Here is a 23,794-nt window from a genome sequence, read left to right on the forward strand (position 1 = left end):
ACTCCCTGCGTTGCTTATTGCAAATCCGCATCTTCAAAGCTGAAGCCTGTGTCTGGCATGATCCAAAAACCGGTCAGGTTTTTACTGTGTGCCGACACCAGTTTTTCTACCACCAGCGGGATCCACGGCGACTCTTGCCAGATGATATCCTGCGCCGCCTTATACAAGCGGGTCTTTTCCGCCGGATCATTAGTTTTCAGTGCCTGAGCCAGGAAGTCATCCACCTGTTTATTGCTGTAAAACGCGGTATTAAACAGCGTTGGTGGCCAGTTCTGCGAGGCAAACAGCGGCGATAGAGCCCAGTCGGCTTCGCCGGTTGAAGCCGACCAGCCAGTGTAGAACATCCGCACGCCGCTCTCTTTTTGCCCTTTACCTTCAACTTCTGCCGCCCGCTGTCCGGCATCCATCGCAGTCACCTGGGCTTTAATCCCAACCTGCGCTAACTGCTGCTGGGTAAATTGCAGCACTTTCTGCGCAGTGCTGTGGTTATGTGACGACCACAGCGTGGTACTGAAACCGTTGGGATATCCCGCCTCTTTCAGTAATTCGCGCGCTTTCACTGGATCGTAAGGCCACGGTTTATAACTTTGCGCGTAGGCGATACTCGGCGGTACCACACCAGTAGCTGGCGTTGCATAGCCCGCGAAGGCCACTTTCACCAGCGCCGGGCGGTTAATGGCGTAATTCAGCGCCTCACGGACCTTCGGGTTATCGAACGGCTTTTGCGTCACGTTCATACTGATATAACGCTGCATAATTGACGGACTGGCCATCAACTCGATATTTTTGTTTTTCTCCAGCAGTGCGGCCTGCTCGTAGGGAATGGGGAAAGCAAACTGCGCTTCACCGGTTTGCAGCATTGCCGCGCGGGTGTTGTTATCCGCCACCGGACGCCAGGTTATGCTGTCCAGTTTGGGCAATCCTGGCTGCCAGTAACCCGCGAATTTTTTCACCTTCACAAAATCGGTCTGATTCCAGGTATCCAGTTCATACGGCCCGGTTCCCACCGGATGAAAACCAATCTCCTTGCCATATTTTTCCAGCGCTGCCGGTGAAATCATCGCGGTCGCCGGATGGGCAAGAATATTAATAAACGCTGAGAATGGCTGTTTGAGGGTAATCTTTACCGTTGTCGGATCGATCGCTTCCGTTTTGGCAATATTCTTATACAGGTTATAGCGTTTAAGATGATTCGCCGGATCGCTGGCCCGGTCCAGATTCGCTTTCACCGCCGCTGCGTTGAAATCGGTGCCATCCTGGAATTTAATGCCTTCCCGCAATTTCACGGTGTAAGTAAGGCCGTCATCGGAAACGGTGTAACTCTCCGCCAGCACGTTTTTCAGTTTCATCTCTTTATCGAGACCGAACAGCCCCTGGTAAAACGATTTCGCTACGGCCTGAGATAACGTGTCATTCGCGTCATATGGATCGAGCGTGGTGAAGTTCGATCCTACCGCCACCACCACATCTTTGGCAGCGAATGCACAAGATGCCATCAACGCTGTCGCAATGCCCAGCGCCACTAACCCACTACGGTGTACAGCTCTTGCCATTTTATTCTCCGCCTGAATGTTATCTACGCATGAATGCGTATTCTGATTGTGGTTGTGCGACGTAATGCCCCGGCCCGACGCATTGCAACGAGACGGCTACAACCTCTTCACCACGCAGATGAATATTGCTGGGAAGATCGTCCGACAGCAGTACACGCTGCGGTCGTTGTCGGGACGGTTCAGCGACCGGAACTGCCGCCAGTAATTTACGCGTATAAGGATGCTGCGGGTTTTCGAAGACCGCGCGCCGTGGACCAATTTCAACAATTTGTCCGCGATACATCACCGCCACACGATGACTAATCCGCTCTACCACGGCCATATCGTGGGAGATAAACAGATACGCAATGCCGAAATCACGCTGGAGATCGAGCAACAAGTTGATAATCTGCCCGCGAATAGAAACATCCAGCGCCGAGACGGCTTCGTCGGCAATGATCACTTTTGGATTCAATGCCAACGCGCGAGCAATGCAGATGCGCTGGCGCTGACCGCCGGAAAACTCATGCGGGTAACGCCAGGCATGTTCAGGTAACAGGCCCACGCGCTCCAGCAACCACGCAACGCGTGCAGCCGCTTCTTTACCTGGCAATAAACCGTGTACGCGCAGCGGTTCGATAATCGAATCACCGATGGTCTGACGTGGGTCCAGCGAAGCGTAAGGGTCCTGAAAAATAAACTGAATATCGCGGCGCAATGCCTGAAGTTTACCGGATGACAAGGTATCGATTCGCTGACCGTTAAAGATAATTTCGCCGCCCTGCGATTCGACCAGGCGCAGCAACGCCCGCCCGGTAGTGGATTTACCGCTGCCAGACTCGCCCACCAGCGATAGCGTTTCGCCAGGCCAGAGATCAAAACTGACTTTCTCAACGGCATGCACTTCCCGCGTTACGCGATTCAACAAACCGCTGCGCAAAGGGAAACGGGTGACCAGATTACGCACCCGTAAAACAGGTTCGCCATCCACCACCGTTTTCTGCTCGATGGGTGGTTCCTGTTTCGCTGGATGTTCAAGCGATATCAATGGGAAACGTCGGGGATAATCTACCCCTTTCATCGCACCAAGTTGCGGAACAGCAGCTAACAGCGCACGGGTGTAAGGATGTTGCGGTGCATGAAAAATCTGTTCGACGCTACCCGTTTCCACCGCCTCGCCCTGATACATCACCAGTACCCGATCGGCAATCTCTGCCACCACGCCCATATCGTGAGTGATAAAGATAACGCCCATCGACATCTCTTTTTGCAATACTTTGATTAATTGCAGGATCTGCGCCTGAATAGTGACATCCAGCGCGGTGGTTGGCTCATCGGCAATCAGCACCGCCGGGCGGCATGACAGTGCCATCGCAATCATCACTCGCTGGCGCATCCCACCAGAGAGTTGATGCGGATAACGTGAAAGAATGGTTTGTGCCTCCGGAATGCGTACCTGATCCAGCATCCGCTTCGCCTCGACCATCGCCTCTTCACGACTGGCGTTTTGATGCAGACGAATTGATTCGGCAATCTGTTCACCCACAGTAAATACCGGGTTCAGCGATGTCATCGGCTCCTGAAATATCATCGCCATATCCGCCCCGCGCACATGGCGCATTTGTGCAGCACTCTGCTCGCTAAGTTCAATTACTTCGCGACTGCGCCGCTGCAACAGCATTTTATCGCACTGCACTAAACCGCCCGCCTGTTCCAACAGGCGCATCAATGCCAGCGCAGTCACTGACTTACCGGAGCCGGATTCGCCAACAATTGCCAGCGTCTCACCACGTTGCAGGCTAAAAGAGAGATTGCGGACCGCAGCTATTTTCTGCTGCTCCTGCATAAAGGCAATATTCAGATTTTCAACCGCCAGCACATCACCGGCATCAAGTTCATCACTGTGTGGCAACGGTGTCCCCTTTTTCACGGTAGATACCGGTGGTTGGCGTATCGCCTGCGTAGCCCCAGGCGCGATACATTCCTTCGGTGTTAAACGGTAGCGCGACATTCCCTTCATGGTCGATAGCGATTAAGCCACCGCTACCGCCAAGTGCAGGGAGTTTTTCCATTACTACCCGCTCGCAGGCTTCCGCGAGACTTAATCCGCCGTAATCCATTAACGCGGCGATATCATATGCCGCCAGCGCGCGGATGAAGACTTCGCCCGTGCCGGTACAGGAAACCGCCACACTGGCGTTATTGGCATAGCATCCGGCCCCCACTAAGGGACTATCGCCAACTCGTCCGGGTAATTTATTGGTCATTCCGCCCGTGGACGTGGCTGCCGCCAGATTGCCGTCTAAATCCAACGCCACGGCCCCTACGGTGCCCATTTTCTGTTTTTCATCCAGTGGCGCACCGCTATGGTCGAGGACTGTTGCCCCTTCCTCGCGCGCTGCCATTAGTTGTTCATAACGCAAAGGTGTGGAGAAAATCTCCGGCGAGACGCGCTCCATGCCATGAGCAAACGCAAAATTTTCTGCCCCTTCGCCAATCATCATCACATGTGGGCTTTGCTCCATCACCAGTCGGGCGGCAAGAACCGGATTACGCAGATGACTAACGCCCGCCACCGCACCGGCTTTCAGGGTGTTACCATCCATCACACAGGCGTCCAGTTCATGGGTTTCATCACGCGTAAAGACAGCGCCAATTCCGGCGTTAAACAGTGGACACTCTTCCAGCAGACGCACCGCTTCCGTCACCACATCCAGCGCACTTTCGCCCGCTACCAGCATTTTCTGCCCGGTTTCAACAATGGCAGACAACGCCTCGATGTAGCGTAATTCCTGTTGCAGACTCATCTGCGCGCGGCTAATTGCACCTGCGCCACCATGAATTGCAATGACTGCTTTGCCCATAGTATTCGTCCATTAAGGGTGGCTCGCCACTTTTGCTATAAATATCAGAATTTTTATGAATGACTCATTCAATTTTTGAATATAGAAAGATGGATATGGCATGTAAAGGCAGGAGCCAGCGCTACGCCCGAGGTGGCATACAGTCTGTGGCGTTTTTCTGACATAATAGGCAAATTCGATTTTGCCTCCGCAGGAGTGTTTTCATGGAATTTACCACCGGATTGATGTCGCTCGACACCGCGCTTAATGAGATGCTTTCTCGCGTTACCCCACTGACCGCCCAGGAAACGCTGCCACTGGTTCAGTGTTTTGGCCGTATTCTGGCGAGCGATGTCGTTTCGCCACTGGATGTCCCGGGGTTTGATAACTCCGCTATGGACGGCTACGCGGTGCGTTTAGCCGATATTGCCTCCGGGCAACCGCTGCCCGTTGCCGGTAAATCCTTTGCCGGTCAGCCGTACCATGGTGAATGGCCTGCGGGTACCTGCATTCGTATTATGACCGGTGCGCCGGTGCCGGAAGGCTGCGAAGCGGTGGTGATGCAGGAGCAGACTGAACAAACGGACAATGGCGTGCGTTTTACTGCTGAAGCGCGTAGCGGGCAAAATATTCGCCGTCGCGGTGAAGATATCTCTGCAGGTGCGGTTGTTTTCCCGGCGGGGACTCGCCTGACTACCGCTGAACTGCCAGTGATTGCTTCGCTAGGGATTGCCGAAGTTCCGGTGATTCGTAAAGTGCGTGTAGCGCTTTTTTCTACCGGTGATGAACTCCAGTTGCCCGGTCAGCCGCTGGGCGACGGCCAAATCTACGATACCAACCGTCTCGCCGTACACCTGATGTTAGAACAGTTGGGATGCGAGGTAATCAACTTAGGGATTATCCGCGACGATCCCCATGCCCTGCGCGCCGCATTTATTGAAGCCGACAGCCAGGCGGATGTGGTGATCAGTTCCGGCGGTGTTTCAGTGGGTGAAGCGGATTACACCAAAACGATTCTTGAAGAGCTGGGGGAGATCGCCTTCTGGAAACTGGCGATTAAACCGGGTAAACCGTTCGCATTCGGTAAACTTTCTAATAGTTGGTTCTGCGGCCTGCCGGGCAACCCGGTTTCAGCGACGCTGACCTTCTATCAACTGGTACAGCCTTTGCTGGCAAAACTAAGCGGCAATACCGCCAGTGGCCTGCCCGCGCGCCAGCGTGTACGCACAGCGTCCCGCCTGAAAAAAACGCCAGGACGCCTTGATTTCCAGCGCGGCGTGCTGCAACGCAACACCGATGGCGAACTGGAAGTGACGACCACCGGACATCAGGGTTCACATATATTTAGCTCCTTTAGCCTCGGCAACTGCTTTATCGTGCTGGAACGCGAGCGCGGCAATGTTGACGTGGGCGAATGGGTGGAAGTCGAACCGTTTAACGCGTTGTTCGGAGGCCTGTAATGGCAGAACTCAGCGATCAGGAGATGCTGCGCTACAACCGGCAAATCATCCTGCGTGGTTTTGATTTTGACGGTCAGGAAGCGCTGAAGGATTCTCGCGTGTTGGTGGTGGGGCTTGGTGGCCTCGGCTGTGCGGCATCGCAATATCTGGCAAGCGCCGGTGTCGGCAACCTGACGCTGCTCGACTTCGACACGGTTTCGCTCTCCAATCTGCAACGCCAGACGCTGCACAGTGATGCCACGGTCGGGCAACCAAAGGTGGAATCCGCCCGTGACGCCCTGACGCGGATCAACCCACATATCGCGATTACGCCAGTCAATGCGCTGCTTGATGACGCTGAACTTGCTGCGATGATTGCAAAACACGATCTGGTGCTCGACTGTACGGATAACGTTGCGGTACGTAATCAACTGAACGCAGGCTGTTTTGCCGCGAAGGTGCCGCTGGTTTCCGGCGCGGCAATTCGTATGGAAGGGCAAATCACGGTCTTCACTTATCAGGACGGCGAACCGTGCTATCGCTGCCTTAGCCGTTTGTTTGGCGAGAACGCGTTAACCTGCGTAGAAGCAGGCGTGATGGCACCGTTGATCGGGGTGATTGGTTCGTTGCAGGCAATGGAAGCGATCAAACTGCTGGCAGGTTATGGCAAACCGGCCAGCGGAAAAATCGTGATGTACGATGCGATGACCTGTCAGTTTCGCGAAATGAAACTGATGCGTAATCCGGGGTGTGAGGTGTGCGGGCAGTAACTGCCACCTCCAGGCCAGATAAGACGCGGCACTCCGCCACGTCATCAGCAATTTATGAGGATGCAGAACGTCCGGTTAAATCGACGTTCTGCCAAACGCGCCCAGCCAGTCCTGTTCAAACTTCGCCACAGCGGCATCAACTGCCGGATAGCTAATCATCTGTTGTGCCACATCCAGTGGCAGAGTAATTGATTCACACCCTGCCAGTAAGCAGTCCAGCGCCTGACGCGGGGTTTTGAAACTCGCGGCTAACACTTTCGCCTGCGGCGCATGCATTTTCAATAACTGGTGTAAGTCGGTCACAGTCTGAATACCGCTACCGCCCTGAGCATCAATACGATTAACGTAAGGCGCAACATATTCCGCACCTGCCAGCGCCGACAGTAGCCCTTGTGCTGCGCCATATACCGCGGTTCCCAGCGTCGGAATCCCTTCCGATTTTAACATCTTAATAGCTGCCAGCCCCTCAGCGGTCACCGGAACTTTCACCACGATATCCGCAATAATAGAACGCAATTTACGTGCGTCATTCACCATCCCTTCAGCAGTGGTAGCCATTACCTGGGCAAATAGACGCCCCTGACCGCCCATCGCCTCGTGAAGTTGCGGAAGCACAACCTCCAGCGGTTTTTTACCCGCTGCGATAATGCTTGGGTTAGTGGTCACACCAGCCAGCGGAAAAATACGTGACAGCGTCTTCACCGCAACAACGTCTGAAGTATCCAGATACAGTTCCATAACCATCCTCAAAATGTACTTTTTGTCTGAATGTAGACTATCACGGGAAAACTCTCTGAACAGTTGACGCACATCAATTTAACTTTCATTCGAAAGTATTTTAATGTTTGAACGAAACAGAGAGGCAACTATGATTTTCAATATTCAACGCTACTCGACCCATGATGGCCCCGGTATCCGCACGGTCGTATTTCTTAAAGGCTGTTCGCTGGGCTGCCGCTGGTGTCAGAACCCGGAAAGCCGCGCCCGCACGCAGGATCTGCTGTATGACCCACGACTCTGTCTGGAAGGCTGTGAGCTGTGCGCTAAGACCGCACCGGAAGTGATTGAACGCGCGTTGAATGGTTTGCTTATTCATCGGGAAAAGTTAACCCCGGAGCATTTTACGGCGCTAACCGACTGCTGCCCAACACAGGCGTTAACCGTGTGTGGTGAAGTGAAAAGCGTTGAGGAGATCATGGCAACCGTTTTGCGCGATAAACCGTTTTACGATCGCAGCGGCGGCGGCTTAACGCTTTCTGGCGGTGAACCGTTTATGCAGCCGGAAATGGCGACGGCGCTGCTGCAAGCCAGCCACGAGGCCGGCATTCATACTGCGGTAGAAACCTGTCTGCATGTGCCGTGGAAATATATCGCCCCTTCTCTGCCCTATATCGATCTGTTTCTTGCCGATTTAAAACACGTTGCCGACGCGCCGTTTAAACAGTGGACCGACGGTAACGCCGCCAGGGTGCTGGATAACCTGAAAAAACTCGCCGCAGCGGGCAAAAAAATCATTATCCGCGTGCCACTGATTCAGGGCTTTAATGCCGACGAAACCTCTGTGAAAGCCATTACCGATTTTGCCGCCGACGAGCTGCACGTTGGCGAAATCCATTTCCTGCCCTACCACACGCTAGGCATCAACAAATATCACTTACTTAATCTGCCCTATGACGCCCCGGAAAAACCGCTTGATGCGCCAGAACTGCTCGACTTTGCCCAGCAGTATGCCTGCCAGAAAGGGTTAACCGCGACCTTACGAGGATAACAACCATGACCACACTGAAACTGGACACGCTCAGCGACCGCATTAAAGCGCACAAAAATGCGCTGGTGCATATTGTGAAACCACCAGTCTGTACCGAGCGCGCGCAGCACTATACCGAGATGTATCAACAACATCTCGACAAGCCCATTCCGGTACGTCGCGCGCTGGCACTGGCGCATCACCTGGCGAATCGCACCATCTGGATCAAACATGATGAATTGATCATTGGCAACCAGGCAAGCGAAGTTCGCGCCGCGCCGATCTTCCCGGAATATACCGTCTCGTGGATCGAAAAAGAGATTGATGATCTGGCAGATCGTCCCGGTGCTGGTTTTGCGGTGAGCGAAGAGAACAAACGCGTTCTGCATGAAGTGTGCCCGTGGTGGCGCGGTCAGACCGTACAGGATCGCTGCTACGGCATGTTTACCGATGAGCAAAAAGGTCTGCTGGCGACCGGAATCATTAAAGCGGAGGGCAATATGACTTCCGGCGATGCGCACCTGGCGGTCAATTTCCCGCTACTGCTGGAAAAAGGGCTTGATGGTCTGCGTGAGAAAGTGGCGGAACGTCGCTCGCGCATCAATCTGACGGTACTGGAAGATTTACATGGCGAGCAATTCCTGAAAGCGATTGATATCGTGCTGGTGGCAGTCAGTGAACACATTGAACGTTTCGCTGCCCTGGCGCGTGAAATGGCCGCGACCGAAACCCGCGAAAGCCGTCGCGATGAACTGCTGACGATAGCAGAAAACTGCGATCTTATCGCCCACCAGCCGCCGCAGACTTTCTGGCAGGCGCTGCAACTGTGTTACTTCATCCAGTTGATTTTGCAGATCGAATCTAACGGTCACTCGGTATCGTTTGGTCGTATGGACCAGTATCTCTACCCATACTATCGCCGCGACGTTGAACTGAACCAGACACTGGATCGCGAACACGCCATCGAGATGCTGCATAGCTGCTGGTTGAAATTGCTGGAAGTGAACAAAATCCGCTCCGGCTCACACTCAAAAGCCTCTGCGGGAAGTCCACTGTATCAGAACGTCACCATTGGCGGGCAAAATCTGGTTGATGGTCAACCGATGGACGCGGTAAATCCACTCTCTTATGCGATCCTCGAATCTTGCGGTCGCCTGCGTTCCACTCAGCCTAACCTCAGCGTGCGTTACCATGCGGGTATGAGTAACGATTTCCTCGACGCCTGTGTTCAGGTGATCCGCTGCGGCTTCGGGATGCCGGCGTTCAACAACGACGAAATCGTCATCCCGGAATTTATTAAACTCGGTATTGAACCGCAGGACGCTTACGACTATGCAGCGATTGGTTGTATCGAAACCGCCGTCGGTGGCAAATGGGGCTATCGCTGTACCGGCATGAGCTTTATCAACTTCGCCCGCGTGATGCTGGCGGCGCTGGAAGGCGGTCGTGATGCCACCAGCGGCAAAGTGTTCCTGCCACAAGAAAAAGCGTTGTCAGCGGGTAACTTCAACAACTTCGATGAAGTAATGGACGCATGGGATACGCAAATCCGTTACTACACGCGTAAATCAATCGAAATCGAATATGTCGTCGATACCATGCTGGAAGAGAACGTACACGATATTCTCTGCTCGGCGCTGGTCGATGACTGTATTGAGCGAGCGAAAAGTATCAAGCAAGGCGGCGCGAAATATGACTGGGTTTCTGGCCTGCAGGTCGGCATTGCTAACCTCGGCAACAGCCTGGCGGCAGTGAAGAAACTGGTATTTGAACAGGGCGCGATTGGTCAGCAACAGCTGGCTGCCGCACTGGCGGATGACTTCGACGGCCTGACTCACGAGCAGCTGCGTCAGCGGCTGATTAACGGTGCGCCGAAGTACGGCAACGACGATGATACTGTCGATACGCTGCTGGCTCGCGCTTATCAGACCTATATCGACGAACTGAAGCAGTACCATAACCCGCGCTACGGTCGTGGTCCGATTGGCGGCAACTATTATGCGGGCACATCGTCTATCTCCGCTAACGTACCGTTTGGCGCGCAGACTATGGCAACGCCGGACGGACGTAAAGCACATACCCCGCTGGCAGAAGGCGCTAGTCCGGCCTCCGGTACTGACCATCTCGGCCCTACTGCGGTCATTGGCTCGGTGGGTAAACTGCCTACGGCCGCGATTCTCGGCGGCGTGCTGCTCAACCAGAAACTGAATCCAGCAACGCTGGAGAACGAATCTGACAAGCAGAAACTGATGATCCTGCTGCGCACCTTCTTCGAGGTGCATAAAGGCTGGCATATTCAGTACAACATCGTTTCCCGCGAAACGCTGCTGGAAGCGAAAAAACATCCGGATCAGTACCGCGATCTGGTAGTGCGTGTCGCGGGCTATTCCGCCTTCTTCACCGCGCTCTCTCCAGACGCTCAGGACGATATCATCGCCCGTACTGAACATATGCTGTAATCTCCTCAGCCCGGCGGCGTCGTCGCCGGGTCAAATCATTCACATCATCAATTCCGCTCTCACTTTCATTCGAAATATAATTTGTGCTCTGCGTCACATTGTTATTACACTGTTACGGTTTCATTTTCGAGCCAGGAGCACACCTATGAGCGTAAAAGTTATCGTCACAGACATGGACGGTACTTTTCTTAACGACGCCAAAACGTACAACCAACCACGTTTTATGGCGCAGTATCAGGAAATTAAAAAGCGCGGCATTGAGTTCGTTGTCGCCAGCGGTAATCAGTATTACCAGCTTATTTCGTTCTTTCCTGAGCTAAAGGATGAGATCTCTTTTGTCGCGGAAAACGGCGCACTGGTTTACGAACATGGCAAGCAGTTGTTCCACGGCGAACTGACCCGACATAAATCGCGGATTGTTATTGGCGAGTTGCTAAAAGATAAGCAACTCAATTTTGTCGCCTGCGGTCTGCAAAGTGCATATGTCAGCGAAAATGCCCCCGAAGCATTCGTCGCACTGATGGCAAAACACTACCATCGCCTGAAACCTGTAAAAGATTATCAGGAGATTGACGACGTACTGTTCAAGTTTTCGCTCAACCTGCCGGATGAACAAATCCCGTTAGTGATCGACAAACTGCACATAGCGCTGGATGGCATTATGAAACCCGTTACCAGTGGTTTTGGCTTTATCGACCTGATTATTCCCGGTCTACATAAAGCAAACGGTATTTCGCGGTTACTGAAACGCTGGGATCTGTCGCCGCAAAATGTGGTAGCGATTGGCGACAGCGGTAACGATGCGGAGATGCTGAAAATGGCGCGTTATTCCTTTGCGATGAGCAATGCTGCGGAAAACATTAAACAAATCGCCCGTTACGCTACCGATGATAATAATCATGAAGGCGCGCTGAATGTGATTCAGACGGTGCTGGAAAATAAACCGCCGTTTAATCTTTGATTATCGCCAATTCAGTTTATTGAGAAAGTGCATGTCATTATGTCGGATACGGCGTAACCGCCTTATTCGGCATACAAAATCATGAAAATTCAATATATTGCGATACACTACCAGGCCTGATAAGCGTAGCGCACCAGGCAATCTTGCGTTTGTCATCAGTTTCAGTAGCCCTGACCATATCAGGGCTACTGATAATAACTTACTCGATCCCTTTACTACGCAGGTAATCTTCGTAATTACCGCTAAAGTCGATCACGCGTTCCGGGGTGATTTCCAGAATACGGGTCGCCAGGGAGCTTACAAACTCACGGTCGTGAGAAACAAAGATCAGCGTGCCCTGATACAGCTCCAGCGCCATGTTCAGCGACTCAATGGATTCCATATCCAGGTGGTTGGTCGGTTCGTCCATGATCAGAATGTTCGGCTTCTGCATCATTAACTTACCAAACAGCATCCGCCCTTTTTCCCCACCGGAAAGCACTTTCGCTGGCTTTTTGATGTCGTCCTGGCTGAACAGTAAACGACCGAGAATGCTGCGTACCGCCTGCTCGTCATCGCCTTCCTGCTTCCACTGGCTCATCCATTCGAACACGGTCAGATCATTTTCGAACTCATATTCATGGTCCTGGGCGTAGTAACCAATGCGCGCGTTCTCAGACCATTTTACGGTGCCACTGTCCGGTTGCAGATCGCCCACCAGCGTTTTCAGCAGCGTTGATTTACCGACGCCGTTGGTACCCAGTACAGCCAGTTTTTCACCCACTTCCAGCAGCAGGTTGAGATTTTTAAACAGTGGACCGTTATCAAACCCTTTAGTCAGACCTTCCACTTCCAGCGCGTTACGGAACAGTTTCTTATCCTGTTCAAAACGGATGAACGGGTTCTGACGGCTGGAGGCTTTCACCTCTTCCAGTTTGATTTTATCAATCTGGCGCGCGCGCGAAGTTGCCTGGCGAGATTTCGAGGCGTTGGCGCTAAAGCGGCTAACGAAAGATTGCAACTCAGCAATCTGCGCTTTCTTCTTGGCGTTATCAGCCAGCAGACGTTCACGCGCCTGAGTCGCCGCCGTCATGTACTCATCGTAGTTGCCCGGATAAACGCGCAGCTCGCCGTAATCCAGATCCGCCATGTGGGTACAAACCATGTTAAGGAAGTGACGGTCGTGCGAGATGATGATCATGGTGCTGTCACGCTCGTTCAGCACCTGTTCCAGCCAGCGAATGGTGTCGATGTCGAGGTTGTTGGTCGGTTCGTCGAGCAGGAGAATGTCCGGATCAGCAAACAGCGCCTGCGCCAGCAGCACACGCAGCTTCCAGCCAGGAGCAACTTCACTCATCGGGCCGTAGTGCTGTTCCACTGGAATTCCCACGCCAAGCAACAGTTCACCAGCGCGAGCTTCCGCAGAGTAACCGTCCATTTCGCCGTATTTCACTTCCAGATCGGCCACTTTATAGCCGTCTTCTTCACTCATTTCCGGCAAAGCATAGATGCGGTCACGCTCCTGCTTCACTTCCCACAACTCTTTATGCCCCATGATCACCGTATCCAGCACAGTGAACTCTTCAAAGGCAAACTGATCCTGACGCAGCTTACCAATGCGCTCGTTGGGATCGAGGGAAACGTTACCCAACGTCGGCTCTAAGTCGCCGCCGAGGATCTTCATAAAGGTGGATTTACCACTACCGTTCGCGCCAATCAGGCCGTAACGGTTGCCGCCGCCAAATTTGACGGAAATGTTTTCAAACAACGGCTTACTGCCGAACTGCATGGTGACGTTACTGGAAACTAACACAGGCGTATCCTGAAAAGAGATATGACAAACCGCGCATTATGCCATAAGTCTGAAAGAAGATCCTGCTCCTCGCTTAAGGTCTACACTCAAGCCAAAGGCAAAAAATGTGATTTCGTACACATCTGATTTCACTGTGAGCTGGAATGAACTTATAATGCACTTCCAATACTCTAATATTCTCAACCCAATGGCCTGCCAGGCACAAAATCTCGCTTAACATGAATATGAAATTGAAAACATTATTCGCAGCGGCCTTCGCTGTTGTCGGCTTTTGCAGTACCGCCTCTGCGGTAACTTATCCTCTGCCAACCGACGGGAGTCGCCTGGTTGGTCAGAATCAGGTGATCACCATTCCTGAAGGTAACACTCAGCCGCTGGAGTATTTTGCCGCCGAGTACCAGATGGGACTTTCCAATATGATGGAAGCGAACCCGGGTGTGGATACCTTCCTGCCGAAAGGCGGTACTGTACTGAATATTCCGCAGCAGCTGATCCTGCCGGATACCGTTCATGAAGGCATCGTCATTAACAGTGCAGAGATGCGTCTGTATTACTATCCGAAAGGGACCAACACCGTTATCGTGCTGCCGATCGGCATTGGTCAGTTAGGCAAAGACACGCCTATCAACTGGACCACCAAAGTTGAGCGTAAAAAAGCAGGCCCGACCTGGACGCCGACCGCTAAAATGCACGCAGAGTACCGCGCTGCGGGCGAACCGCTTCCGGCGGTCGTTCCGGCTGGTCCGGATAACCCGATGGGGCTGTATGCACTCTACATCGGTCGCCTGTACGCTATCCATGGCACCAACGCCAACTTCGGTATCGGCCTGCGTGTAAGTCATGGTTGTGTGCGTCTGCGTAACGAAGACATCAAATTCCTGTTCGAGAAAGTACCGGTCGGTACCCGCGTACAGTTTATTGATGAGCCGGTAAAAGCGACCACCGAGCCAGACGGCAGCCGTTATATTGAAGTCCATAACCCGCTGTCTACCACTGAAGCCCAGTTTGAAGGTCAGGAAATTGTGCCAATTACCCTGACGAAGAGCGTGCAGACAGTGACCGGTCAGCCAGATGTTGACCAGGTTGTTCTGGATGAAGCGATCAAAAATCGTTCCGGGATGCCGGTTCGTCTGAATTAATCTTCAAAACGTAAAGCAAAGGCGGACTCATAATCCGCCTTTTTAATTTGACAGACCTTATCCCGCCGGGATCATAACCAACAAAACATATCCCACCAGCGCCGCCCACAACAGCATCGGTATCGAATAAAGATGAAAACGCCACCAGATACGGCGATCGTTCGCCATCCGTAACGCAATCAAATTTGCCAGCGATCCGGGTAATAAACCAAAGCCCCCCACGTTTACCGCCCATGCCAGTAATAAAGACGGTGGCACATAATTGAGCAGCAAAATGGTACTCGGCACGTTACTGATCACCTGCGATAAACCGATCGCCGTTAACCATAATCCGGGTTCGGATAAATGACTCACGTTACTTAACACCCCCTGCAAAACTGGCAGTTGGGTTAGTAAATGGACGTCGATAAACATCGCCATAAACACCAGCAGCAGCGTCCAGTCCACACTGAGCACCACACGACGCGCCAGCAGCGCAAAGCCCGCCGCCACAATCACCAGTCCCCACAGCTCTTGTTTTAACTCCAGCGCCGTCAGAAAGACGATATACAGCCCCAGACAACTCCACACCAGCCGCGGTTTCCACTCCGGCGTTTGCACCCCCGTATGGTATTGCAGCGCCTTTCCAGGGAAACAACACCAGCACAACAGCAGGAGTGTCAGCATCATTGCGCCAGCCAGCGGTGCCATTTGGGCAATAAATCCGGCAAACGAAAGACCAGAACGTCCCCAGATAAGAATATTTTGCGGGTTGCCAATTGGCGTCAGTAGCGAACCAGCGTTGACTGCCAGCGCCTCAAAAATAATCAGCCGATTAACCGGAATCTCACACAGTCTTTTTAGCGTGATAGTCAGCGGAACAACTATAAACAGTGCGACATCGTTGGTCAGAAAGGTAGAAAGCAGCGCTGCCGCCAGTACCATAAACATCGCCAGCCGACGCTCCGTAGCAAAACGGCGCACCATTTTGCGCCCCAGCACATCAAAATAACCGCTTAACTCGACACCTTTGGTCAGCAGCATCAGGCCGCTTAAGGTGATGATGGTGTGCCAGTCGATAGCAGCAGGCCAGGATTTCGCTGCAAAGGGAACGAAAAAACTTAATCCGATGCCAACAAGAATTAATAACTGAAAAAAACGATCGCCTTGCAGCGTGCGTAAAAAAGGCAGGCTCATTTGGCACCGTGTTTCTGGGTAAACAAACGAAAGGCATCCAGCGTCTCTTCACTAACATGGTGCTCCATACCTTCCGCGTCGCGACGGGCGATTTCCGGACTGACGCCCAACACCAACAAGAAATTTTCGACTATCTGATGTCGCTCGCGGCTTTCCTGCGCCAGCTTCTCTCCTTCTGCCGTTAAAAACACGCCACGCCAGGGGATCATTTCAATCAGCCCCATGGTTGCCAGTCGCTTAAGCATTTTAGCCACCGTCGGTTGCGAAACCCCCAGACGAGCAGCCATGTCCACCTGACGAGCTTCCCCCACTTCCCTGATCAAGTCAGAAATCAGCTCAACGTAATCATCAATCAGCTCGCGCCGATGCGCCTCTCTGACCTGGCGGAACCCTTCAACGTGCTCTTCCACGTTCACTAACTGCGTCACTTTTTTTGCTGTTGGCGTACCTGCGCGACGACTCATTGTGCTTCCTCATTATGGTGACGCATACATAGCGTTCTCATTTCGTGCGCACATTGTAAACCAGAGTTGCGAAGGTACAAAAAATTAACGTTTTAGCAATAGCTATATAATATAGCCTGTGCTATATCTGTATGTAATGCAATCATTCCTCAAGGATCGATGGGATTAGCAAGTCAGGAGGTCTTATGAATGAGTTCAAGAGGTGTATGCGCGTGTTTAGTCATTCTCCCTTTAAAGTACGGTTAATGCTGCTCTCTATGTTGTGCGATATGGTCAACAACAAACCGCAGCAGGATAAACCTTCCGATAAATAGCGGCGTCGCGGTACGCCGCTTCACTCCTGCTTTTATGCAGGCACAACGCGTTTTGGTCTGAAAAACCCCACTTTTTGTCGGATTTGCAATCCCCTTCGCAAAAGATTTGTTCGTCGGTAGTTGACCTGAACAGCAGCTCGCTCTATCTTCTTGCAGCCCTGCGTATATTGCGGCTCGCGGATGCGGACCCCTTTCCCCTCTTCACGCACTCTTGCAGGTATTGACCCTTGACGCCAGGGTAAGCACATGGCGTTTGTTACGATAGTGGCATATGAATTTAACCCTCAAAGAATCGCTTGTTACCCGTAGCCGGGTATTTAGCCCGTGGACTGCGTTCTACTTTTTACAGTCGCTATTAATTAACCTCGGCTTAGGTTACCCCTTCAGTTTGCTCTACACCGCTGCGTTTACGGCTATTTTGCTTTTGCTATGGCGAACATTGCCTCGCGTACAAAAAGTTCTGGTCGGTATCAGTTCGCTGGTGGCGGCTTGTTATTTCCCTTTTGCTCAGGCCTACGGCGCGCCTAACTTCAATACATTGCTGGCATTGCACTCCACCAATATGGAAGAGTCGACCGAAATCCTGACGATTTTTCCGTGGTACAGCTACCTGGTCGGCATATTTATTTTTGCGCTCGGCGTAATAGCAATCAGGCGAAAAAAAGAGAGTGAAAAAGCGCGCTGGAATACCTTCGACAGCCTGTGCCTGGTATTCAGTGTGGCGACATTTTTTGTTGCTCCCGTGCAAAACCTGGCCTGGGGCGGCGTATTTAAACTGAAAGATACTGGCTATCCGGTATTTCGTTTTGCTAAGGATGTCATCGTCAATAATAACGAGGTGATTGAAGAGCAAGAACGGATGGCAAAACTTTCCGGAATGAAAGATACCTGGACGGTCACTGCCGTTAAGCCGAAGTATCAGACCTATGTGGTGGTGATCGGAGAAAGCGCGCGTCGCGATGCCCTCGGTGCCTTTGGCGGTCACTGGGACAATACCCCGTTTGCCAGCAGCGTTAACGGTTTGATATTTGCTGACTACATTGCCGCCAGTGGCTCCACGCAGAAATCGCTTGGCTTAACGCTCAATCGCGTTGTCGATGGCAAACCACAGTTTCAGGATAACTTTGTCACCCTGGCAAATCGCGCGGGCTTCCAGACCTGGTGGTTTTCCAACCAGGGTCAAATCGGCGAATACGATACCGCCATCGCCAGCATCGCCAAACGAGCAGATGAAGTGTACTTCCTGAAAGAAGGTAATTTTGAAGCAGATAAAAACACGAAAGACGAAGCGTTACTGGATATGACCGCTCAAGTGCTGGCGCAAGAGCACTCGCAACCGCAGCTGATTGTTCTACATCTGATGGGCTCGCATCCGCAGGCCTGCGACCGGACACAAGGCAAATACGAAACCTTTGTGCAATCGAAAGAAACGTCGTGCTATCTCTATACCATGACGCAAACAGACGATTTACTGCGCAAGCTGTACGATCAGTTACGCAACAGCGGCAGCAGCTTCTCGCTGGTTTACTTTTCCGACCACGGTCTGGCCTTTAAAGAGCGCGGCAAAGACGTGCAATACCTTGCCCATGATGATAAGTATCAGCAAAATTTCCAGGTGCCTTTTATGGTCATTTCCAGCGACGATAAAGCGCATCGGGTGATTAAAGCCCGCCGCTCGGCCAATGACTTCTTAGGCTTTTTCTCGCAGTGGACGGGAATTAAAGCGAAGGAAATAAATATCAAATACCCGTTTATATCTGAGAAGAAAGCCGGGCCGATATACATCACCAACTTCCAGTTACAGAAGGTGGATTACAACCATCTCGGAACCGATATTTTCGACCCGAAACCTTAAAACAAAAAAATCCGCCCCGAGAGGCGGATTTTTTATATCACCGAAGTGATTAGAAGCGGTAACCAACACCGGCAATCCAGGTGCCTACGTCAACGCTACGAATACGGCTCTGCTCGTAAGAGAAGTCCAGAGCAACGTTTTCCATCGGGTTGAACTGCAAACCAGCACCGTAGGAGAAACCGTAGTCGCTGGTGTCGTGTTTGTAGGTCGGGTATTCAGTGGTCTGGAATTTACCATAACCCACACCCACTACACCGTAGATGCTTGCCCAGTCGTTAATGCGGTAAGCCGGACCAGCAGTGATGCCGTAGTACTGGTTTTTGTTGTAGTCACCAGAGCTTGCAGTACGGCTTTTCTCGGTGTAAGTGAAAGAACCGATCACACCCAGCGGGCTGTTGTCTTCTTCATAGCGGTATTTCAGGTTGAAACCGCCCATTTTGTTCATTTGGCCCTGAGCGTCGCTTTGTGCGTAACCGCCAGTTACGGTAGAAGTCGCAGCTACGGAAGTACCTGCGGTGAAAGCCAGAACTGCGGCCAGTGCTGAAAGACATGCAATTTTTTTCATAACCACCTCAAATGTGATTCAAATAAGTCCTAAGTTTTAAATATATCAAAAATTAATGGGAAACTCTTCGCGATTTATGATGTCTAACGGGCCATTTCATGTAACAGAACGTTTCCATACACCGCTATCCATCTAAATTTAAATCACTTTTTCAGAGAACTGCGTAAGTATTACGCATGTTTTCCCTGTCATTCATCCAGATTATTCCTAATCACCAGACTAATGATTCCATCAATCCTGGCGCATTTTAGTCAAAACGGGGGAAAATTTTTTCAACAAATGCTCAACCAGCATTGGGTATATCCAGTACACTCCACGCTTTACTTAGGTTTAGATATTTGTGGGAGAAAGGATGCCTGGTTCATTACGTAAAATGCCGGTCTGGTTACCAATAGTCATATTGCTCGTTGCCATGGCGTCTATTCAGGGTGGAGCCTCGTTAGCTAAGTCACTTTTTCCTCTGGTGGGCGCACCGGGGGTCACTGCGCTGCGTCTGGCATTAGGCACGCTGATCCTCATCGCGTTCTTTAAGCCATGGCGACTGCGCTTTGCCAAAGAGCAACGATTACCGCTGTTGTTTTACGGCGTTTCGCTGGGTGGAATGAATTATCTTTTTTATCTTTCTATTCAGACGGTACCGCTGGGTATTGCGGTGGCGCTGGAGTTCACCGGACCACTGGCGGTGGCACTGTTCTCTTCTCGTCGCCCGGTAGATTTCGTCTGGGTTGTGCTGGCGGTTCTTGGTCTGTGGTTCCTGCTACCGCTGGGGCAAGACGTTTCCCATGTCGATTTAACCGGCTGTGCGCTGGCACTGGGGGCCGGGGCTTGTTGGGCTATTTACATTTTAAGTGGGCAACGCGCAGGAGCGGAACATGGCCCTGCGACGGTGGCAATTGGTTCGTTGATTGCAGCGTTAATTTTCGTGCCAATTGGAGCGCTTCAGGCTGGTGAAGCACTCTGGCACTGGTCGGTTATTCCATTGGGTCTGGCTGTCGCTATTCTCTCGACCGCTCTGCCTTATTCGCTGGAAATGATTGCCCTCACCCGTTTGCCAACACGCACATTTGGTACGCTAATGAGCATGGAACCTGCGCTGGCTGCCGTTTCCGGGATGATTTTCCTCGGAGAAACACTGACACCCATACAGCTGCTGGCGCTCGGCGCTATCATCGCCGCTTCAATGGGTTCTACGCTGACAGTACGCAAAGAGAGCAAAATAAAAGAATTAGACATAAATTAAATTTACATTTCTGCATGGTTATGCATAACCATGCAGATTTTCTCGCTACTTTTCCTCTACACCGTCTTTATATATCGAATTATGCAAAAGCATATTTATTCCGAAAATTCCTGGCGAGCAAATAAATAAGAATTGTTCTTATTAATATATCTAACTCATTGAGTTTTTATTGGTTTTGTTTTTTCACGCTTGTTACCACTATTAGTGTGATAGGAACAGCCAGAATAGCGGAACACATAGCTGGTGCTATACTTAGTCTCGTTAATTACTGGGACATAACATCAAGAGGATATGAAATTATGAGTACCGCTAAATTAGTTAAATCAAAAGCGACCAATCTGCTTTATACCCGCAACGATGTCTCTGACAGCGAGAAAAAAGCAACAGTAGAGTTGCTGAATCGCCAGGTTATCCAGTTTATTGATCTTTCTTTGATTACCAAACAAGCGCACTGGAACATGCGCGGCGCTAACTTCATTGCCGTACATGAAATGCTGGATGGCTTCCGCACTGCACTGATCGATCATCTGGATACCATGGCAGAACGTGCAGTGCAGCTGGGCGGTGTAGCTCTGGGGACCACTCAAGTTATCAACAGCAAAACTCCGCTGAAAAGTTACCCGCTGGACATCCACAACGTTCAGGATCACCTGAAAGAGCTGGCTGACCGTTACGCAATCGTCGCTAATGACGTACGCAAAGCGATTGGCGAAGCGAAAGATGACGACACCGCAGATATCCTGACCGCCGCGTCTCGCGACCTGGATAAATTCCTGTGGTTTATCGAGTCTAACATCGAATAAATCCATCGCTGATGGTGCAGAACTTTAGTACACGATAAAAGCGGCTTCCTGACAGGAGGCCGTTTTGTTTTGTAGCCCGCCTCAACGCACTTATTTAGTGCATCCATCTGCTATCCCCTGCTGGTTAAGTAAATTTTTTGTATCCACATCATCACGCAATCGTTACATAAAGATTGTTTTTTCATCATGTTTTACGCTAAATAATCACTGTGTTGAGTGCACAATTTTAGCGCACCAGTTTGGTGCCCCAGAATGGTGCATCTTCAGGGTATTGCCCTATAAATCGTGCATCACGTTTTTGCCGCATCTCGAAAAATCAATGAGTTGCAAAACTGGCACGATTTTTTCATATATGTGAATGTCACGCAGGGGATCGTCCCGTGGATAGAAAAAAGGAAATGCTATGAAGTCTGTATTAAAAGTTTCACTGGCTGCACTGACCCTGGCTTTTGCGGTTTCTTCTCATGCCGCGGATAAAAAATTAGTTGTCGCGACGGATACTGCCTTCGTTCCGTTTGAATTTAAACAGGGCGATAAATACGTGGGCTTTGACGTTGATCTGTGGGCTGCCATCGCTAAAGAACTGAAGCTGGATTACGAACTGAAGCCGATGGATTTCAGTGGGATCATTCCAGCACTGCAAACCAAAAACGTCGATCTGGCGCTGGCGGGCATTACCATCACCGACGAGCGTAAAAAAGCGATCGATTTCTCTGACGGCTACTACAAAAGCGGCCTGTTAGTGATGGTGAAAGCTAACAATAACGATGTGAAAAGCGTGAAAGATCTCGACGGGAAAGTGGTTGCTGTGAAGAGCGGCACTGGCTCCGTTGATTACGCGAAAGCAAACATCAAAACTAAAGATCTGCGTCAGTTCCCGAACATCGATAACGCCTATATGGAACTGGGCACCAACCGCGCAGACGCCGTTCTGCACGATACGCCAAACATTCTGTACTTCATCAAAACCGCCGGTAACGGTCAGTTCAAAGCGGTAGGTGACTCTCTGGAAGCACAGCAATACGGTATTGCGTTCCCGAAAGGTAGCGACGAGCTGCGTGACAAAATCAACGGCGCGTTGAAAACCCTGCGCGAGAACGGAACTTACAACGAAATCTACAAAAAATGGTTCGGTACTGAACCGAAATAATAACGCTGCGCCTGTAAAGCGCACTGGCAGTTCCCTCTCCCCGCCGGGGAGAGGATTAGGGTGAAGGGCGCAAACCCGCTCCGGGGCCATTAATTACCCTGAATTTGATTATTTACACCACGGTAACAGGAACAACATATGCAGTTTGACTGGAGTGCCATCTGGCCTGCCATTCCGCTTCTGATTGAAGGTGCCAAAATGACCCTGTGGATTTCGGTCCTCGGTCTGGCTGGCGGTCTGGTGATCGGATTGTTGGCAGGTTTTGCACGCACCTTCGGTGGTTGGATAGCCAACCACGTCGCGCTGGTCTTTATTGAAGTGATCCGCGGCACACCTATCGTCGTCCAGGTGATGTTTATCTATTTCGCCCTGCCGATGGCGTTTAACGATTTACGCATCGACCCGTTTACTGCGGCGGTGGTCACCATCATGATCAACTCCGGCGCGTACATTGCGGAAATCACGCGTGGTGCGGTGCTGTCTATTCACAAAGGTTTTCGTGAAGCAGGACTGGCGCTCGGTCTTTCACGTTGGGAAACCATTCGCTACGTCATTTTACCGCTGGCACTGCGTCGTATGCTGCCGCCGCTGGGTAACCAGTGGATCATCAGCATTAAAGACACTTCGCTGTTTATTGTTATCGGCGTGGCTGAGCTGACCCGTCAGGGGCAAGAAATTATTGCCGGTAACTTCCGCGCCCTGGAGATCTGGAGCGCCGTGGCGGTGTTCTATCTGATTATTACCCTGGTGCTGAGCTTTATTCTGCGTCGTCTGGAAAGAAGGATGAAAATCCTGTGATTGAATTTAAAAACGTCTCCAAGCATTTTGGTCCAACCCAGGTGCTGCACAATATCGATTTGAACATTGCTCAGGGCGAAGTCGTGGTGATTATCGGGCCGTCCGGTTCCGGTAAATCGACCCTGCTGCGCTGCATCAACAAACTGGAAGAAATCACCTCCGGCGATCTGATTGTCGATGGCCTGAAGGTTAACGATCCGAAAGTTGATGAGCGCCTGATTCGCCAGGAAGCGGGTATGGTGTTCCAGCAGTTTTACCTCTTCCCGCATCTGACGGCGCTGGAAAACGTCATGTTTGGCCCGCTACGCGTGCGTGGCGCGAATAAAGAAGAGGCGGAAAAACTGGCGCGTGAGCTGCTGGCGAAAGTCGGTCTGGCAGAGCGTGCACATCACTACCCTTCCGAACTTTCTGGTGGTCAACAGCAGCGTGTGGCGATTGCCCGCGCGCTGGCGGTGAAGCCGAAAATGATGCTGTTTGATGAACCGACTTCCGCTCTTGACCCGGAACTGCGCCATGAAGTGCTGAAGGTTATGCAGGATCTGGCTGAAGAAGGGATGACGATGGTGATCGTGACCCACGAAATCGGTTTTGCCGAGAAAGTAGCTTCGCGCCTGATCTTTATCGACAAAGGCCGGATTGCAGAAGATGGCGATCCGCAGGTGTTGATCAAGAACCCGCCGAGCCAGCGCTTGCAGGAATTTTTGCAGCACGTCTCTTAACTTCTCTGCCTCCCTTTCCCCCGAAAGG

22 protein-coding genes are annotated in these 23,794 nt (G+C 51.6%); 13 read left to right on the plus strand and 9 right to left on the minus strand.

Annotated elements, in window-relative coordinates; all coding sequences use genetic code 11:
- Positions 1-14 precede the first annotated feature (14 nt).
- Genes gsiB through iaaA form a run of 3 tightly spaced genes read right to left on the minus strand, consistent with a single transcriptional unit; the run spans position 15 to position 4,396 of the window.
- Complete coding sequence (gene gsiB / locus ACJHYO_RS17660; protein ID WP_000090158.1) at positions 15-1,553, minus strand: glutathione ABC transporter substrate-binding protein GsiB; 1,539 nt, start codon at positions 1,551-1,553, stop codon at positions 15-17.
- A 19-nt stretch (positions 1,554-1,572) separates the two neighbouring features.
- Positions 1,573-3,444, minus strand: coding sequence for a glutathione ABC transporter ATP-binding protein GsiA (gsiA, locus tag ACJHYO_RS17665; protein ID WP_001313685.1), 1,872 nt, complete (start codon positions 3,442-3,444; stop codon positions 1,573-1,575).
- On the minus strand, positions 3,431-4,396 hold the full coding sequence (gene iaaA, locus ACJHYO_RS17670; protein ID WP_000513804.1) for a beta-aspartyl-peptidase: 966 nt from the start codon (positions 4,394-4,396) through the stop codon (positions 3,431-3,433). The genes gsiA and iaaA overlap by 14 nt, the downstream gene beginning before the upstream one ends.
- Positions 4,397-4,599: 203 nt before the next feature.
- Between iaaA and moeA the strand changes: the two genes are divergently transcribed.
- Both moeA and moeB read left to right on the plus strand, forming a co-directional pair.
- On the plus strand, positions 4,600-5,835 hold the full coding sequence (gene moeA, locus ACJHYO_RS17675) for a molybdopterin molybdotransferase MoeA (RefSeq protein ID WP_000397353.1): 1,236 nt from the start codon (positions 4,600-4,602) through the stop codon (positions 5,833-5,835).
- Positions 5,835-6,584, plus strand: a complete 750-nt coding sequence (moeB, locus tag ACJHYO_RS17680; RefSeq protein ID WP_000829255.1) for a molybdopterin-synthase adenylyltransferase MoeB — start codon at positions 5,835-5,837, stop codon at positions 6,582-6,584. The genes moeA and moeB overlap by 1 nt, the downstream gene beginning before the upstream one ends.
- Before the next feature lie 75 nt (positions 6,585-6,659).
- Here the strand turns inward: moeB and fsa are convergent, their stop codons facing one another.
- Positions 6,660-7,322, minus strand: a complete 663-nt coding sequence (gene fsa / locus ACJHYO_RS17685) for a fructose-6-phosphate aldolase (protein WP_001313684.1) — start codon at positions 7,320-7,322, stop codon at positions 6,660-6,662.
- A 130-nt stretch (positions 7,323-7,452) separates the two neighbouring features.
- Here fsa and ACJHYO_RS17690 point away from each other — a divergent pair, with 130 nt between their 5' ends.
- The 3 genes from ACJHYO_RS17690 to ybiV all read left to right on the plus strand — a co-directional run bounded on the left by ACJHYO_RS17690 (position 7,453) and on the right by ybiV (position 11,751).
- Positions 7,453-8,352, plus strand: coding sequence for a glycyl-radical enzyme activating protein (locus tag ACJHYO_RS17690; RefSeq protein WP_001313683.1), 900 nt, complete (start codon positions 7,453-7,455; stop codon positions 8,350-8,352).
- Between the two features lie 5 nt (positions 8,353-8,357).
- Positions 8,358-10,790: a glycyl radical protein gene (locus ACJHYO_RS17695; protein ID WP_000209353.1), complete on the plus strand. Its 2,433-nt coding sequence runs from the start codon at positions 8,358-8,360 to the stop codon at positions 10,788-10,790.
- A gap of 145 nt (positions 10,791-10,935) precedes the next feature.
- Complete coding sequence (gene ybiV / locus ACJHYO_RS17700; RefSeq protein WP_024704937.1) at positions 10,936-11,751, plus strand: sugar-phosphatase YbiV; 816 nt, start codon at positions 10,936-10,938, stop codon at positions 11,749-11,751.
- 199 nt (positions 11,752-11,950) lie between these two features.
- Here the strand turns inward: ybiV and ACJHYO_RS17705 are convergent, their stop codons facing one another.
- Positions 11,951-13,543 (minus strand): ABC-F family ATPase, encoded by a 1,593-nt coding sequence (locus ACJHYO_RS17705; RefSeq protein ID WP_000961458.1) that lies wholly within the window; start codon positions 13,541-13,543, stop codon positions 11,951-11,953.
- 218 nt (positions 13,544-13,761) lie between these two features.
- Between ACJHYO_RS17705 and ldtB the strand changes: the two genes are divergently transcribed.
- On the plus strand, positions 13,762-14,682 hold the full coding sequence (gene ldtB, locus ACJHYO_RS17710; protein WP_001056384.1) for a L,D-transpeptidase: 921 nt from the start codon (positions 13,762-13,764) through the stop codon (positions 14,680-14,682).
- A 57-nt stretch (positions 14,683-14,739) separates the two neighbouring features.
- Here ldtB and ACJHYO_RS17715 read toward each other — a convergent pair whose 3' ends face one another.
- Together ACJHYO_RS17715 and mntR are read right to left on the minus strand one after the other, a co-directional pair.
- Positions 14,740-15,858 (minus strand): anion transporter, encoded by a 1,119-nt coding sequence (locus tag ACJHYO_RS17715; RefSeq protein WP_410232529.1) that lies wholly within the window; start codon positions 15,856-15,858, stop codon positions 14,740-14,742.
- Positions 15,855-16,322, minus strand: a complete 468-nt coding sequence (mntR, locus tag ACJHYO_RS17720) for a manganese-binding transcriptional regulator MntR (protein WP_000091016.1) — start codon at positions 16,320-16,322, stop codon at positions 15,855-15,857. Before mntR ends, ACJHYO_RS17715 begins: the two co-directional genes overlap by 4 nt.
- A 185-nt stretch (positions 16,323-16,507) precedes the next feature.
- Between mntR and mntS the strand changes: the two genes are divergently transcribed.
- The gene (gene mntS, locus ACJHYO_RS17725; protein ID WP_001001761.1) at positions 16,508-16,636 is read left to right on the plus strand and encodes a manganase accumulation protein MntS; all 129 of its coding nucleotides are present in this window, start codon (positions 16,508-16,510) and stop codon (positions 16,634-16,636) included.
- A gap of 271 nt (positions 16,637-16,907) precedes the next feature.
- Positions 16,908-18,491 (plus strand): phosphoethanolamine transferase, encoded by a 1,584-nt coding sequence (gene opgE / locus ACJHYO_RS17730; RefSeq protein WP_001054655.1) that lies wholly within the window; start codon positions 16,908-16,910, stop codon positions 18,489-18,491.
- Positions 18,492-18,540: 49 nt separating this feature from the next.
- On the opposite strand, the gene ompX is transcribed toward opgE, so the two are convergent.
- On the minus strand, positions 18,541-19,056 hold the full coding sequence (gene ompX / locus ACJHYO_RS17735) for an outer membrane protein OmpX (protein WP_001295296.1): 516 nt from the start codon (positions 19,054-19,056) through the stop codon (positions 18,541-18,543).
- A 52-nt stretch (positions 19,057-19,108) separates the two neighbouring features.
- On the minus strand, positions 19,109-19,174 hold the full coding sequence (locus tag ACJHYO_RS17740; protein WP_120795379.1) for a protein YliM: 66 nt from the start codon (positions 19,172-19,174) through the stop codon (positions 19,109-19,111).
- Between the two features lie 234 nt (positions 19,175-19,408).
- On the opposite strand from ACJHYO_RS17740, the gene rhtA reads away from it, so the two are divergent.
- The 5 genes from rhtA (at position 19,409) to glnQ (ending at position 23,766) form a co-directional block, all read left to right on the plus strand.
- The gene (gene rhtA / locus ACJHYO_RS17745; protein ID WP_001295297.1) at positions 19,409-20,296 is read left to right on the plus strand and encodes a threonine/homoserine exporter RhtA; all 888 of its coding nucleotides are present in this window, start codon (positions 19,409-19,411) and stop codon (positions 20,294-20,296) included.
- Positions 20,297-20,595: 299 nt separating this feature from the next.
- A complete protein-coding gene (gene dps, locus ACJHYO_RS17750; protein ID WP_000100800.1) occupies positions 20,596-21,099 on the plus strand; it encodes a DNA starvation/stationary phase protection protein Dps in 504 nt (167 codons plus the stop codon).
- 403 nt (positions 21,100-21,502) lie between these two features.
- On the plus strand, positions 21,503-22,249 hold the full coding sequence (glnH, locus tag ACJHYO_RS17755; RefSeq protein ID WP_000843864.1) for a glutamine ABC transporter substrate-binding protein GlnH: 747 nt from the start codon (positions 21,503-21,505) through the stop codon (positions 22,247-22,249).
- A 138-nt stretch (positions 22,250-22,387) separates the two neighbouring features.
- Positions 22,388-23,047, plus strand: coding sequence for a glutamine ABC transporter permease GlnP (gene glnP / locus ACJHYO_RS17760; protein ID WP_001159065.1), 660 nt, complete (start codon positions 22,388-22,390; stop codon positions 23,045-23,047).
- The gene (glnQ, locus tag ACJHYO_RS17765) at positions 23,044-23,766 is read left to right on the plus strand and encodes a glutamine ABC transporter ATP-binding protein GlnQ (protein WP_000569080.1); all 723 of its coding nucleotides are present in this window, start codon (positions 23,044-23,046) and stop codon (positions 23,764-23,766) included. The genes glnP and glnQ overlap by 4 nt, the downstream gene beginning before the upstream one ends.
- Positions 23,767-23,794 lie beyond the last annotated feature (28 nt).

Source organism: Escherichia sp. WS1118 (assembly GCF_046487695.1).
Taxonomy (GTDB): Bacteria; Pseudomonadota; Gammaproteobacteria; order Enterobacterales; family Enterobacteriaceae; genus Escherichia; species Escherichia coli.